This is a genomic window from Leucobacter weissii (genome assembly GCF_017565745.1).
In the GTDB taxonomy this organism is placed as follows: domain Bacteria; phylum Actinomycetota; class Actinomycetes; order Actinomycetales; family Microbacteriaceae; genus Leucobacter; species Leucobacter weissii.
Genome location: NZ_JAGDYM010000009.1, coordinates 66,849 through 80,864 on the forward strand (window position 1 = coordinate 66,849; position 14,016 = coordinate 80,864).

General features: G+C 69.9%; 11 protein-coding genes. 6 read left to right on the top strand and 5 right to left on the bottom strand.

The window, feature by feature from the left end:
- Window positions 1-4: 4 nt before the first annotated feature.
- Window positions 5-1,222 carry an alkaline phosphatase family protein gene (locus J4H92_RS07930; RefSeq protein ID WP_208097641.1) on the bottom strand — a complete coding sequence of 406 codons (1,218 nt, stop codon included), beginning with the start codon at window positions 1,220-1,222 and terminating at the stop codon, window positions 5-7.
- Window positions 1,223-1,312: 90 nt separating this feature from the next.
- Here J4H92_RS07930 and J4H92_RS07935 point away from each other — a divergent pair, with 90 nt between their 5' ends.
- Entirely contained in the window at window positions 1,313-3,781 is a 2,469-nt protein-coding gene (locus J4H92_RS07935) for a DNA gyrase/topoisomerase IV subunit A (RefSeq protein WP_424960863.1), read from the top strand.
- Window positions 3,782-4,325: 544 nt separating this feature from the next.
- On the opposite strand, the gene J4H92_RS07940 is transcribed toward J4H92_RS07935, so the two are convergent.
- Window positions 4,326-4,613 (bottom strand): hypothetical protein, encoded by a 288-nt coding sequence (locus J4H92_RS07940; protein ID WP_208097642.1) that lies wholly within the window; start codon window positions 4,611-4,613, stop codon window positions 4,326-4,328.
- 309 nt (window positions 4,614-4,922) lie between these two features.
- Between J4H92_RS07940 and J4H92_RS07945 the strand changes: the two genes are divergently transcribed.
- Window positions 4,923-5,537 carry a TetR/AcrR family transcriptional regulator gene (locus J4H92_RS07945; protein ID WP_208097643.1) on the top strand — a complete coding sequence of 205 codons (615 nt, stop codon included), beginning with the start codon at window positions 4,923-4,925 and terminating at the stop codon, window positions 5,535-5,537.
- Window positions 5,534-5,890, top strand: coding sequence for a DoxX family protein (locus tag J4H92_RS07950; RefSeq protein WP_208097644.1), 357 nt, complete (start codon window positions 5,534-5,536; stop codon window positions 5,888-5,890). The genes J4H92_RS07945 and J4H92_RS07950 overlap by 4 nt, the downstream gene beginning before the upstream one ends.
- A 42-nt stretch (window positions 5,891-5,932) precedes the next feature.
- On the opposite strand, the gene J4H92_RS07955 is transcribed toward J4H92_RS07950, so the two are convergent.
- Entirely contained in the window at window positions 5,933-8,056 is a 2,124-nt protein-coding gene (locus tag J4H92_RS07955) for a DNA gyrase subunit B (RefSeq protein WP_208097645.1), read from the bottom strand.
- 187 nt (window positions 8,057-8,243) lie between these two features.
- Between J4H92_RS07955 and J4H92_RS07960 the strand changes: the two genes are divergently transcribed.
- Window positions 8,244-8,468 carry a DUF7455 domain-containing protein gene (locus J4H92_RS07960; protein WP_208097646.1) on the top strand — a complete coding sequence of 75 codons (225 nt, stop codon included), beginning with the start codon at window positions 8,244-8,246 and terminating at the stop codon, window positions 8,466-8,468.
- A 66-nt stretch (window positions 8,469-8,534) separates the two neighbouring features.
- Here the strand turns inward: J4H92_RS07960 and J4H92_RS07965 are convergent, their stop codons facing one another.
- The gene (locus J4H92_RS07965; RefSeq protein WP_208097647.1) at window positions 8,535-9,827 is read right to left on the bottom strand and encodes an RNA polymerase sigma factor; all 1,293 of its coding nucleotides are present in this window, start codon (window positions 9,825-9,827) and stop codon (window positions 8,535-8,537) included.
- A gap of 175 nt (window positions 9,828-10,002) precedes the next feature.
- Entirely contained in the window at window positions 10,003-10,944 is a 942-nt protein-coding gene (locus J4H92_RS07970; protein ID WP_341783040.1) for a proteasome assembly chaperone family protein, read from the bottom strand.
- 208 nt (window positions 10,945-11,152) lie between these two features.
- On the opposite strand from J4H92_RS07970, the gene lpdA reads away from it, so the two are divergent.
- Both lpdA and sucB read left to right on the top strand, forming a co-directional pair.
- On the top strand, window positions 11,153-12,526 hold the full coding sequence (gene lpdA, locus J4H92_RS07975; protein WP_208097648.1) for a dihydrolipoyl dehydrogenase: 1,374 nt from the start codon (window positions 11,153-11,155) through the stop codon (window positions 12,524-12,526).
- A 62-nt stretch (window positions 12,527-12,588) separates the two neighbouring features.
- Window positions 12,589-13,956, top strand: a complete 1,368-nt coding sequence (gene sucB, locus J4H92_RS07980) for a 2-oxoglutarate dehydrogenase, E2 component, dihydrolipoamide succinyltransferase (RefSeq protein WP_208097649.1) — start codon at window positions 12,589-12,591, stop codon at window positions 13,954-13,956.
- Window positions 13,957-14,016: the final 60 nt, after the last annotated feature.

The window sequence follows — 14,016 nt, forward strand, 5'->3', positions numbered from 1 at the left end:
GCCCTCAGCCGACGAGACCCGCGACCGCCGTCACCGCGGAGGCGAATCCGGTTCCCGAGAGCGCCCCGGCCAGCGAGAGCGGCACTCCGCGCTCCTCGGCGCTCAGCCCGCCGTGCTGGCCGATCATTCGGAGCGCCTCGGGCGAATCGCCGGAGGTCACCAGCGCGATCTGCGCGCGAGCCACCACGAGCACCTCGCCGAGGCGCGGCGCGACCTCGTCCGCGACGGGCCCGAACCACCCGGCGGCGATCGCCTCGTCGCGGGGGACGGCCCAGGCCTGACGGCCGAGATCCGCCGACAGCTCCCGCGCGACGGCCCCGGGATCGACGCCGGGATCCAGATAGAGGGACCGGAACCTCGGCTCGCCGCCGATCTCGAACGCGTGGTCGCGGAGCGCGGCCGAGCGGTCCACGAAGACCTGCCGCTCCGGCGGCACGTCGACCATGCCGTGATCGGCGGTGACCGCGACGCCGATGCCGCCGGGCATCGTCCGCAGGAAGTCGTCCAGCGCCGCGTCCAGCGCCTCCAGGCGCCTCACCCAGAGCGCACTCCGCCAGCCCTCGGCGTGACCGGCCTTGTCGAGCTCGTCGATGTAGACGTAGACCAGCGCGGGATCGCCGCCCCTGAGCACCTCTCCGGCCGTCGCGAGACGATCCTCGATGCGCTGGGCGCCGAGATACTCCGCGCCCCCGAGTATCGCCTCGGTCAGTCCCCCGGAGCGGTGCGCCGGCCGGCCGATCGCGACCGCGCGGGCGCCGATCCCGGCCGCGAGATCCCAGAGCGGGGTCGCGCGCTGCCACTCCCGCACCTCGTCGATGCCCTGCCACTCCTTGAGCGGACTGATCAGGCCGAGTTCGGGGTGGCGGATGCGGTAGCCGATCAGCCCGTGGGATCCCGGCAGGCGAGCGGTGCAGAGGGAGGTCAGCGCCGCCGCGGTCGTGCTCGGCAGCACGGTCTCCACGCGACGGGTGGCGAGACCCGCGAGGACCGGGGCATGGGCGCGCATCGCCCGCAGATTGGCCGCCCCGAGCCCGTCGACGACCACGAGGACGAAACCGCGGATCCCGGGCAGGCTCTCGGGCGGGCGGATCGCGCCCGGAGACGCGAGCGACTCGCCGAGCACCGCTCCCGGATCCGCGCCGAGCCCTTTCGCGAGGGCGGCGATACCGGTCGGCAGAATCGCGGCCAGCCTCGCTCCGTTGTCCGTGACCGTCGGTAGCATGGGCTCATCGTATCCGAACCGCCGCGCCGGTTCTCGGCCCGTGACCGCCCGGGCGCCCCTCCTCTCCGACCGAAAGGCACGACCCGAACCGTGACCGACCGCACCGACGTCGAAGGCAACTCCGTCGACCGCAGTTCCGCCGAGCGCATCGACGACATCGACATCTCGCAGGAGATGCAGCAGTCGTTCCTCGAGTACTCCTACTCGGTGATCTACTCGCGCGCCCTGCCCGACGCGCGCGACGGCCTCAAGCCGGTGCAGCGGCGCATCCTCTTCATGATGACCGAGATGGGCCTGCGACCGGAGAAGGGGCACGTGAAGTCGGCCCGTGTGGTGGGCGAGGTGATGGGCAAGCTCCATCCGCACGGCGATTCCTCGATCTACGACGCGCTCGTGAGGCTCGCGCAGGGCTTCGCGATGCGGCTGCCGCTGGTCGACGGGCACGGCAACTTCGGCTCGCTCGACGACGGCCCGGCTGCGGCGCGCTACACCGAGGCGCGACTCGCCGGATCCGCCCTCGCGATGACCGACTCCCTCGACGAGGACGTGGTCGACTTCGTCCCGAACTACGACAATCAGTTCCTGCAGCCCGAGGTGCTGCCGTCGGCCGTCCCGAACCTGCTGGTCAACGGCGCGAGCGGTATCGCGGTCGGCATGGCCACCAATCTGGCGCCGCACAACCTCGTCGAGGTCGTCGAGGGCGCGAAGCATCTGCTCGCGCACCCGGATGCGACGCTCGAGGAGCTGATGGAGTTCGTGCCCGGCCCGGATCTCCCGGGCGGAGGGATCATCGTGGGCCTCGACGGGATCAGGGACGCCTACCGCACCGGCCGGGGCGCGTTCCGCACCCGCGCGAAGGTCTCGGTGGAGCAGCTCGGCCCGCGCCGCACCGGGCTCGTCATCACCGAGCTGCCCTATCTGATCGGCCCCGAACGGGTCATCGAGAAGATCAAGCAGGCCGTCGACACCAAGAAGCTCTCGGGCGTCAGCGACGCGACCGATCTCACCGACCGCAAGAACGGGCTGCGGCTCGTCATCAGCGTGAAGACCGGCTTCAACCCCGAGGCGGTGCTCGAGCAGCTCTATCGCGTCACACCGCTGGAGGATTCCTTCAGCATCAACTCGGTGGCGCTCGTGGACGGCCAGCCCCAGACGCTCGGCCTGCGCGACATGCTCCGCGTCTTCGTCGATCACCGGGTCTCGGTCGTGCGGCGGCGCTCGGAGCACCGGCTCCGGAAGCGGCGCGAGCGCCTGCACCTGGTCGAGGGGCTCCTCATCGCGATCCTCGACATCGACGAGGTGATCCAGCTCATCCGCACGAGCGACGACGCCGAGTCGGCGAGGTCCCGCCTCATGCAGGTGTTCGATCTCTCCGAGCTCCAGGCGGAGTACATCCTCGAGCTGCGCCTGCGACGGCTGACCAGGTTCTCCCGGGTCGAGTTGGAGAGCGAACGGGATCAACTGCTCGCCGAGATCGGCGCGCTGCAGGAGATCCTGGAGAGCGAGGCGAGGCTCCACGCCGTCGTGGCCGAGGAGCTCGATGAGGCGGCGGCGGCTCACGGCACCCCGCGCCGCACCGTGCTGACGGGCGCCGTCGCGAAGCCGGCCCGCTCGTCCGCGTCAGGCGCTGCGGCGCTCGAGGTCGCGGACACCGCCTGCACGGTGCTGCTGTCCCCGACCGGGCGCGCGCTGCGGGTCGATCGGGATCCCGAGACCCTCGATCTGTCCGCCCGCGCGCCGTCGCGTCCGGCGAAGCACGGCGCGGTCGCGGCCTCGGTCGACGGCACGGTGCGCGGAGAACTCGGTGCGGTGCTGAGCGACGGCACGCTGCGCAGGTTCACTCCCGTCGATCTGCCGCTCGTGCCGAAGGCGTCGATCTCGTTCTCCGCGGGGGTGTCCCTCACCGCCTACCTGGGCATCGGCGACCGGAGTCTCCGCGTCGTCGGTCTCGTGCCGCTCGAGGGCGAGACGCCGATCGGCCTGTTCACCGCGCAGGGCGTCGTCAAGCGGGTGGTGCTGGAGCAGCTTCCGGCGAAACCCGAGCTCGAGGTGATCGGGCTCAAGGACGATGATCGTCTGATCGCGGCGTTCCCCGCCCCCGACGGCGCGGAGTTCGTGGCGGTCGCGGACGACGCGCAGCTGCTCCGCTTCCCCGTCTCGTCGGTGCGCCCGCAGGGCCGTCCCGCTGGCGGCATGGCCGGCATGAAGCTCGGCGCGAACGCGCGAGTGATCTTCGCGGGCGCCGTCTCCGCCGGGGTCGAGGCCCGGGTCGTCACCGTCGCCGAGAGCTCGGTGACGCTGCCCGGCACCGATGTCGCCACCGCCAAGATCAGCGACTGGGCGGAGTTCCCGGCGAAGGGGCGGGCGACCGGCGGAGTGCGCGCGCAGCGCTTCCTGAAGGGCGAGGATCGCCTCGCCTGCGCCTGGGTCGGCGCCGGCGAGCCACGGGCGCTCGCGGCCGACGGCGCCGTCCGCAAACTGCCGGCGGAACCCGGCAAGCGCGACGGCAGCGGCACCCCCATCGACGGCGCGGCCGCCCACCTCGGGCTCGCCCCCTGATCCCCTCCCTCGTCCGGGAAACCGGGGACGCATACGCTGGACTCGGGGAGCGCGATCTCACTGCACCCCAGCAGTCGGCCGTTGCGTCCGTACACGTCGAAGTCGAGCTCCGGATCCGGCACGTCCCACTCCGCCAGCGCGAGCCTCAGATGCGTCTCGGGCGCCGAGGCGCTGCGGGTCGAGAGCCGCGGCAGCAGTTCCCGCAGCACGGATCGACCCCGGCGGAAGCGAACGGCCACCGCACCCTCGAGGTCTTCGATCGTCGCGTGCGGCGGCCGTGCCAGCCGCTGCGTGCCGGGGATCCGGTCCCGGCGAATCACTCCGTCGCCGAGCGCGATCCCATCGCGTCGCGCCAGGCGCGGCGCGAGCATGCACCAGGTGCTGACCGCGTCGGTCACCGGAAGGCCGCGATGCCGAACGACCCGCACGAATCCGGAGTCCGTTCTCGAGCCGCGCACCCCTCGGATCCGTGGGGCCCGACCGGGCGATGAGCACGCGACCTCAAGCGCGTCGTCGCCGCCCGGTGGGGCCGGCAGATCCCGGATCACCGCGGCGGTCCGACCGCAGAAGAAGTCCTCCGGCGGCAGCACGGACGCCAGAGCTCGTGCGCGGCGCAGCTGACCGGCGCGCCAGGCGACAGCAGCGTGCGGGGATCCCCCAGCCGCTCCCCCTCTGTATCGGCCCCATCGTCGAGACGCCGGTACACGCCGTGGAACGGGTGCTCGAGGTCGCGTCCCGCGAGCCGCGACCTCGTCACGCCCTGCTGCCTGGCGTTGCGAGCGGAGAACGCGGCGCCGAGACCGGCGGGAAGCGGGGTGATCCGACGGGGCATGCCTCGAGTCTCGCGGATCCGGGAGCCGCGGGTTCCCGCCGCACCCGGATCGGTGGATAACTCGCCGCCGCGGCAAAACAGCGAGGGACGACCGATCCGGTCCCCTCCGATCGTCCTCTCCAGCGAATCGGGGACGTGAATGACGGCTGTCTGGGCCGTGAAACCGGCGTATGCGTCCCCTACTCGGTGAGGAATGGGAATGAGGAAGAGAAAGGGGGAAGGGGCAGGGCGGAGGACGGAGCAGGAGAAGTGGTGTAGAATGAACAAGTTCAGTGAATACGTTCATCATATGGAAAAGGGGCGGTCGCGATGGGAGTACGGGACGAGGCGAGGGAGCGCACGCGGGCGCGCGTGCTCGACAGCGCCGCACATCGCTTCCGTCAGGACGGCTTCGACGCCGCCACGATCCGCGGGATCGCCGACGACGCGGGAGTGAGCGTGGGCTCGGTCCTCGCCGTCGGCGACAAGCAGTCGCTGCTGGTCGAGGTGTTCGACCGCGGGATCGCGGAGCTGCATCGGCAGGCGCCCGGCGCCCGCGGATCCGCAGCCGGACCGGCATCGTCCTCGGCCGAGGCGCTGCTCGCCATCGTCAAACCCTTCCTCGGGCTCTTCACCGCGGATCCTGCGCTCGCGCGCCGCTACGCGGCGATCCTCGTCGCGGGAGCGCACCGTTCCGAGGTCTTCGACTCGCTCGCACGCAGGCTGACCGACGAGTTCGGCGACCGGTTCGAGGCGGCCGGCCGGGCCCCCGCCGAGGCGAGGGCCCGGGCGCGGGCCGCCTACTACTCGTACCTCGGCGTGCTCTTCTCGGCGGCCGGCGCCGGCGATCGCACGTCGCCCGACCTCGCGGCGCTCGAGGGGCGCCTGCGCGACGTGTTCGCATCGTTCGACCGCGAGGAGGACCGGAGAGGTGCGGCATCATGATCCTCGCGCCCGATCCGTGGTGGCCGCAGGCGGTCCTCGCCGCGATCCTGCTGGGTGACGCCCTGCTCTCCCTGCGCCCGCCCCGCTTCATCCGCGACTGCCTCGACGGGGTCGGCTTCCCGCGCGCCTGGTGGTGGACGCTCATCGCGATCAAGGGCGTCGCCGCAGCCGGTCTCATCGCCGGCCTCTGGCTTCCCGGTGTCGGCTTCGCCGCCAACACGGGCGTCGTCGCCTACTTCGTCTGCGCCGCGGCCGCCCACCTGCGCGCGAGATTCACGGGGTCCGCGTTCTGGGTGAACTGCCTCGGAATGCTCGCGCTCTCCACCGCCGCGCTCGCGGTCTCCCACCTCTGAGGGCCGGAGGGGGCCGGGACGACCGGCCGGGAGCCGTGAGGATCAGGCGTCGATGCGCTCCCGGTCGAGATCGCCCGCGTTGTCGACGATGAACTCCTTGCGCGGCGCCACCTCGTTGCCCATCAGCAGCTCGAAGACCTGAGCCGCCGCGTGGGCGTCCTCCACCCTCACCCGGCGCAGGGTGCGGTGCTCGCGATCCATCGTCGTCTCCGCCAGCTGATCCGCGTCCATCTCGCCGAGTCCCTTGTAGCGCTGGATCGGTTCGAGATACTTCTTGCCCCGCCGCCGAAGGTCGGCGAGGAGCCCCTGCAGCTCCTGCTCGCTGTACGTGTAGACGATCTCGTTCGGCTTCCGGCCCGCGTGCTGCACGATGACTCGGTGCAGCGGCGGGACCGCCGCGTAGACCCGCCCGGCTTCGACCATCGGGCGCATGTATCGGAAGAAGAGCGTGAGCAGCAGGGTCCGGATGTGCGCGCCGTCGACATCGGCGTCGCTCATGAGGATGACCTTGCCGTAGCGGGCGGAGGCGAGATCGAAGTCCCTGCCGGATCCGGCGCCGATCACCTTGATGATGGCCCCGCATTCCGCGTTGCCGAGCATCTCGGCGACCGACGCCTTCTGCACGTTGAGGATCTTGCCGCGGATCGGGAGCAGCGCCTGGAACTCGCTGTCCCGAGCCGGGCGGGCCGTGCCGAGGGCGCTGTCGCCCTCCACGATGAACAGTTCGGTGTCGGCCACGTCGCGGGATCGGCAGTCGATGAGCTTCGCCGGGAGCGAGGAGCTCTCGAGCGAGCTCTTGCGGCGCGCGGTGTCGCGCTGGGCGCGCAGCGCGATCCGAGACTTCATCTCCGACACCATCTTCTCGAGGAGGGCGCCCGCCTGAGCCTTCTCGTCGCGCTTGGTCGAGGCGTACCGCGCCTCGAGCCCCTTCGCGACGGCCTTCGCGACGATCTGACGCACGGCGGCCGTGCCGAGCACCTCCTTGGTCTGCCCCTCGAACTGCGGCTCGGGCAGACGGACCGTGACGACTGCCGTCAGTCCGGTGAGGATGTCGTCCTTCTCCGGCTTGTCGCCGCCCGCCTTGAGCTTGCGCGCGTTCTGCTCGATCTGCTTGCGGAAGAACCTCACCAACCCCTGCTCGAAGCCGTTCAGATGCGTGCCGCCCTTCGGCGTGGCGATGATGTTGACGAAGCTCTGCACCTCCGTGTCGTAGCCGGTCCCCCATCTCAGCGCGATGTCGACCTCGCAGCGGCGCTCGATCTCGCGCGACACCAGCGCGCCGGATTCCTCGTCCATCACCGGGACCGTCTCCGTGAAGGAGTCGGCGTCGGTCACCCGCCACGTGTCGGTGAGCGGTGCGTCCACCGCCAGGAAGTCGACGAACTCGCTGAGTCCGCCGTCGTACTGGAAGCGGTGCACCGCCGGTGCACCGGCGTCGTCGAGCGACTCGGTGCGGGCGTCTCTGATCTCGATGGCGAGCCCCGGCACCAGGAAGGCGGTCTGCCGCGCCCGCGAGAGCAGCGCCTCGAGCTCGAATCGCGCGGTGGAGAGGAAGATCTGAGGATCGGCCCAGTAGCGCACCCGGGTGCCGCTGACCCCCTTTCTCACCTTGCCCGCGACCCGCAGCTCCGAGGCGACCTCGAACGGGGTGAACTCGCTCGTCGGGTCGTCGCCGGCGAAGACGCCCGGCTCGCCGTGCCGGAAGGACATGGCCCAGGTCTTGCCGTCGCGGTCGACCTCCACGTCGAGCCTGGAGGAGAGCGCGTTGACCACCGAGGCGCCGACGCCGTGCAGGCCTCCGGAGGAGGCGTAGCCGCCGCCTCCGAACTTGCCGCCCGCATGCAGCTTCGTGAACACCAGCTCGACGCCGCTCAGGCCGCTCCGGGGCTCGACGTCGACCGGCACACCGCGCCCCCGGTCGCTCACGGTGACGCTGCCGTCGGGATGCAGCTCGATATCGATCTCGGCGCCGTGGCCGGCGAGCGCCTCGTCGACCGAGTTGTCGATGATCTCCCAGAGGCAGTGCATGAGGCCCCGGGAATCGGTCGTTCCGATGTACATGCCCGGCCGCTTCCGCACCGCCTCGAGCCCCTCGAGCACGGTGAGATGGCGGGCGGAGTAGTTCGACGGCGTTGCTTCGGACGGCGTCTCTTCGGATCGGGCCACGGGCAGCACCTCTTTCTCGACGGACCCCACCACCCTAGAACGCCGGGCCGTCCACGTCGCGCACGCGCGCCGGGAAGGCCGTGACTTCTACGCGATAAGCGAAACCCGCCGCCATCTGAACGCGCGTCGCGGTGAAACGTGATTGGATGGGTGCATCGAATCAGGCACGACGGAACGGAGGCCGAACATGGAGACACTCGAGCAGAATCGCACCGAGAGCTCGCTCGCGGCCGATCGACCCATCACCGGGTTGGATCGCTGCGACAGTTGCGGTGCTCAGGCCTACGTCCGAGCGGTGCTGGGCGGCAGCGAACTGCTCTTCTGCGCGCACCACGCCCGCAAGCACGAGGACAAGCTGCGCCCGATCGCCGAGATCTGGCACGACGAGAGCCACCGGCTGACCGCCGCATAAGCGCTGCACGAGAAAAGCCCCGGCCGAAACCGGGGCTTTTCTCGTGGGGGCCACTTCTCCTCGGCGTCACTCCAGGTAGTCGCGCAGCTGCTGACTCCGCGAGGGATGCCTCAGCTTCGCCATGGTCTTCGACTCGATCTGCCGGATCCGCTCCCGCGTGACGCCGAAGGTGTCGCCGATCTGATCGAGGGTCTTGGGCATGCCGTCGCCCAGGCCGAACCGCATCCGGATCACGCCGGCCTCGCGCTCGCTGAGCGAGTCGAGCAGCTGCTCGAGCTGCTGCTGCAGCATCGTGAACCCGACCGCGTCCGCGGGGACGACCGCCTCGGTGTCCTCGATCAGATCACCGAACTCGCTGTCGCCGTCCTCGCCGAGCGGGGTGTGCAGCGAGATCGGCTCGCGGCCGTACTTCTGCACCTCCACGACCTTCTCCGGGGTCATGTCGAGCTCGCGGCTCAGCTCCTCGGGCGTGGGCTCGCGGCCGAGATCCTGCAGCATCTGGCGCTGGACTCGAGCGAGCTTGTTGATGACCTCGACCATATGGACCGGGATGCGGATCGTCCGCGCCTGATCCGCCATCGCACGGGTGATCGCCTGGCGGATCCACCAGGTCGCGTACGTCGAGAACTTGAAGCCCTTGGTGTAATCGAACTTCTCGACGGCGCGGATGAGGCCCAGGTTGCCCTCCTGGATCAGGTCCAGGAACTGCATGCCGCGACCGGTGTAGCGCTTCGCGAGGGACACGACGAGCCGGAGGTTCGCGCCCAGCAGGTGGCTCTTGGCGCGCTGACCGTCCCGCGCTACCCATTTCAGTTCGCGCTGCAGCTTCTTCGGCAGGTTCTTCTCGGTGGCGAGCTTCTCCTCCGCGAAGAGCCCGGCCTCGATGCGCATCGCGAGCTCCACCTCTTCGGCGGCGTTCAGCAGCGCCACCTTGCCGATCTGCTTGAGGTAGTCCTTCACCGGGTCGGCGGTGGCCCCGGGGATCGCGGTGGTGACGGTCGGGACGTCCTCCTCGTCACCGGCCTTCAGGACGATGGCGCCCGTCGGCAGCGGTTCGTCCCTCGTCGGGCTCGCGCTCGCCTCGCCATCCGCGGCCTCCGCCGTCTGCGTCGACTCATCGAGCGATTCGGCTTCCTCGGGGGAATCCGGGGAGGTCTCCACGGGATCCGCGACGGCCTTCTTCTTCGCAGCGGGCTTCTTCGCCGCAGCGGGCTTCTTCGCGGCCGCCTTCTTGCCCGCGGCGGCCTTTCCGGCGGCAGTCCTCGCCGCCGAGGTCTTCTTGTCTTCGGTGCCGGGACCCTCTGAAGGTTCCTCGACCGCACTACGCGTAGCAGCGGTTGACTTCGATGCAGTCGCCACTCGGCCGCCTCTCTTTGGCTGGAGTCTGGATGTAACGAGGTGAAGCAGGCGCGAATCGACAGACGCACATACCGCTAAAACCCGTGTCAAGCCCCTCGTGCTTCCGAGAGACTCGGAGCGACGGGCGGCTCAAGACGGGCTACCGCCACCTATACTACCACGCGGCCGGCCCGCCTCACCGGGTCTCCCCCGACGCGGCCGTCCCGTCGCCGTTCTCGCGCTGCTGCGCCAGGAAGCGCTCCAACTCGCTCGCGAGCTGATCCGCGGTCGGTATCGTCCCGTCATCGCCGACCAGCGGCGAGTTCGACGTCGGCTCCTCCGCCATGTAGGCGTCGTAGCGCAGCTCGAGTCCGCGCACCATCTCGAGCGACTCGTCGTTCTCCTCGATCTGGCGGTCGACCTGCAGATGGAACTCGCGCGACAGCTCGGAGATCTCGTTGGTGTCGAACAGCAGCCCGGTGGCCGCCATGAAGCCGTCGAGCGTCGCGAGCAGAGCATCCGGGAACTCGGTGTTCGCGAGATAGTGCGGAACCAGCAGCGCGAACCCCGCGACATCCTCTCCGAGGCCGTGCAGGCGATACTCCAGCACGTGCGAGATCGAGGCGGGGAGCTTGCTCGTCGGCTTCCACACGGACCGCCCCTCGATCAGATCCTCGCGGGAGCCGCTGACCGTCGCCCGGATCGGCCTGGTGTGCGGCACGGGCATGGGGATCGCATGACTCCACACCGTGGTCGAGACCTCGAACTCGTCCACCAGCAGCAGCACCGCGTCGATGAACTGGTCCCAGCGGAAATCGGGCTCGAAGCCGCTCAGCAGGAGGAAGGGGGAGCCGAGCTCGTCCGTGGCGAGCTCGAGCGTCAGCGTCTCGGGCGTGTAATCGGCGAAGTGATCCTCGTGGAAGGTGATCAGCGGCCTGCGGGACCGGTAGTCGAGCAGCAGATCCGCGTTGAACCGCACGACCTCCTCGGGCTCGCTGCGCTCGCGGAGGAACTCCCGCAACTGCGAGATCACGCCTCCCGCATCGCTGAGCCCTCCGAGCGCGACGACCATCGGCAGCCCCTTGGGAACCGCCTCGTGCAGCTCGGCGTTGACGCTCGAGATGATCGGATCGCTCACCCTCCCATCCTACGAAGCGACAGCGGTCCTGGAGGCCAGGATCGTCACGCCCTCAGCGAAACCGGGGACTCCGGATCGGGAATGCAGTGCGGGCGGACCATCGGGTAGTAGGCTTTATCACGGTGCGCGGCATGCGCCGGCCCGATCGGCCGCAGGGCGTCCCGCACCGAGCGCAGCATCGGACTCCAAGATCACAGGGAGAACCCACTTGAGTGAACAGCGGTTTGACATCGTCGTACTGGGCGGCGGCAGTGCCGGGTATGCAACGGCCATCCGTGCGACGCAGCTGGGTTTCAGCGTCGCCGTCATCGAAAAGGACAAGCTCGGCGGCACCTGCCTGCACCGCGGCTGCGTTCCGACCAAGGCGCTCCTCCACTCCGCGGAGATCGCGGACGTCGCGCGCGAGGGCGCGGCCTACGGCATCCGATCCAGCGTGGACGGCATCGACATCGCCGGGGTGAACGCCTTCAGGGAGAATCTCGTCGCCGGCAAGTTCAAGGGGCTCCAGGGCCTGCTCAAGGCCAACGGCATCACCGTCATCGCGGGCGAGGGGCGACTGGTCTCGGCGAACACCGTCCAGGTCGGCGACGATCGCATCGTCGGCACGCACATCGTGCTCGCCACGGGATCGTACTCGCGTTCCTTGCCGGGACTGGAGATCGGCGGCCGCGTGATCACGAGCGAGCACGCGCTCGAGCTCCAGGAGGTTCCCAGCCGCGTCATCATCCTCGGAGGCGGTGTCATCGGGGTCGAGTTCGCGAGCGTCTGGCGCTCCTTCGGAGCCGAGGTGACCATCGTCGAGGGGCTCCCCCACCTCGTCCCCAACGAGGAGGAATCGGTCTCCAAGCAATTGGAGCGCGCGTTCCGCAAGCGCGGCATCGACTTCAAGCTCGGCGTCCGCTTCCAGTCCGTCGAGCAGAGCGACACGAACGTGCGCGTGCGTCTCGAGGACGGCACGGAACTCGACGCGGACTACCTGCTCGTCGCCGTCGGCCGCGGTCCGGTCACGGAGGGGCTCGGCTTCGAAGAGGTCGGGATCGAGCTCGACCGCGGCTTCGTGCCGACGAATGAACGGCTCGCGACCAATGTGCCCGGCGTCTACGCGGTCGGGGACATCGTGCCCGGCCTGCAGCTCGCCCACCGCGGCTATCAGCAGGGGGTCTTCCTCGCCGAGGAGCTCGCGGGCCTGCACCCCGTCGTGGTCGAGGACGTCAACATCCCGAAGGTGACCTACTGCGACCCCGAGATCGCCTCGGTCGGACTCACCGAGGCGAAGGCCGCGGAGAAGTACGGTGCCGAGAACGTCACCGCCTTCGAGTACAACCTCGCCGGGAACGCGAAGAGCTCGATCCTGGGGACCTCGGGCTCGGTGAAGGCCGTTCGCGTGAACGACGGCCCGGTGGTCGGCGTGCACATGATCGGCGCCCGCGTGGGCGAGCTCGTGGGCGAGGCGCAGTTGATCGTCAACTGGGAGGCCTATCCGGAGGACGTCGCGCCGCTGATCCACGCGCACCCCACCCAGAACGAGACCATCGGCGAAACCCTCCTGAAGCTCGCCGGCAAGCCTCTGCATTCCATCTGACGCGCTCGCACGGCCGGGCCCGCAGACACGACAGCATCTACAAAACGATCGGAGAAACCACGATGAGCGAATCGGTAGCGCTCCCCGCGCTCGGCGAGAGTGTGACCGAGGGCACGGTGACCCGCTGGCTCAAGAACGTCGGCGATGCCGTCGCGGTCGACGAGCCGCTGCTCGAGGTCTCGACCGACAAGGTCGACACCGAGATCCCGTCTCCGGTCTCAGGCGTGCTGGAAGAGATCCTCGTCCAGGAGGACGAGACCGTGGAGGTCGGCGCGGTGCTCGCCCGAATCGGCGACGGCAGCGGTGCGGGCGCGAGCGAGGATTCCCCTGCGGCCGAGCCGGAGCCCGCGCCCGAGCCGGAGCCCGCTCCGGAACCGGAACCCGCGCCGGAGCCCGAGCCCGCCCAGGAGCCGGAGCCCGCTCCGAGCCCCGAACCCGAGCCGGTGTCGAAGCCCGCGACGACCTCCGGACCCCAGCACGCCGAGAAGCCGACGGCGCCCGAGGTCGGCGAGCATCTCGGCAGCGCCTACGTCACGCCGATCGTGCGCAAGCTCGCGAGCGAATCCGGCATCGATCTGAGCACGGTGGTCGGCACCGGCGTGGGCGGGCGGATCCGCAAGGAGGACGTCCTCGCCGCTGCGGAGAAGGCTCAGAGCGCCCAGCCCGCACCGTCCGCCGCCGCCTCACAGGCTCCGGCGCCCGTCGAGATCTCCGAACTGCGCGGCACCACGCAGAAGATGAGCCGACTGCGCAAGGTGATCGCCGAACGGGCGGTCGATTCGCTGCAGCAGACGGCGCAGCTCACGACGGTGGTCGAGGTCGACGTCACCCGTGTCGCGCGGCTCCGCGAGGCGAAGAAGGCCGAGTTCCAGCAGAAGACCGGAGCGAAGCTCTCCTTCCTGCCCTTCTTCGCGCTGGCGGCGACCGAAGCCCTGCGCACCTACCCCATCATCAACGCGACGGTGGAGGACGACAGCATCGTCTACCCGGGCGGCGAGAATCTCAGCATCGCGGTCGATACGGAGCGCGGACTGCTCACCCCGGTGGTGCGCGACGCCGGCGAGAAGTCGATCGCCCAGCTCGCGGTGGAGATCGCCGATCTGGCTGCACGGACCCGCGACAACAAGCTCACGCCGGACGAGCTGTCGGGCGGGACCTTCACTCTGACCAACACGGGCTCGAGGGGCGCGCTGTTCGACACGCCGCTCGTCTTCCTGCCGCAGGTGGCCATTCTCGGCACCGGGACGGTCGTGAAGCGCCCGGTCGTGCTCAGCGGACCCGACGGGGACGCGATCGCGGTCCGCTCGACGGTGTACCTCGCGCTCTCCTACGATCATCGGATCGTCGACGGAGCCGACGCCGCTCGATTCCTCACCCAGGTGAAGGGCCGGCTCGAGGAGGGGCTCTTCGAGGAGAATCTCGGGATCTGAGACCCCGGTCCGCGCGAGGGCACGGGGCCCGCTCGGCGGCCCCGGCGCGACGATGATCCG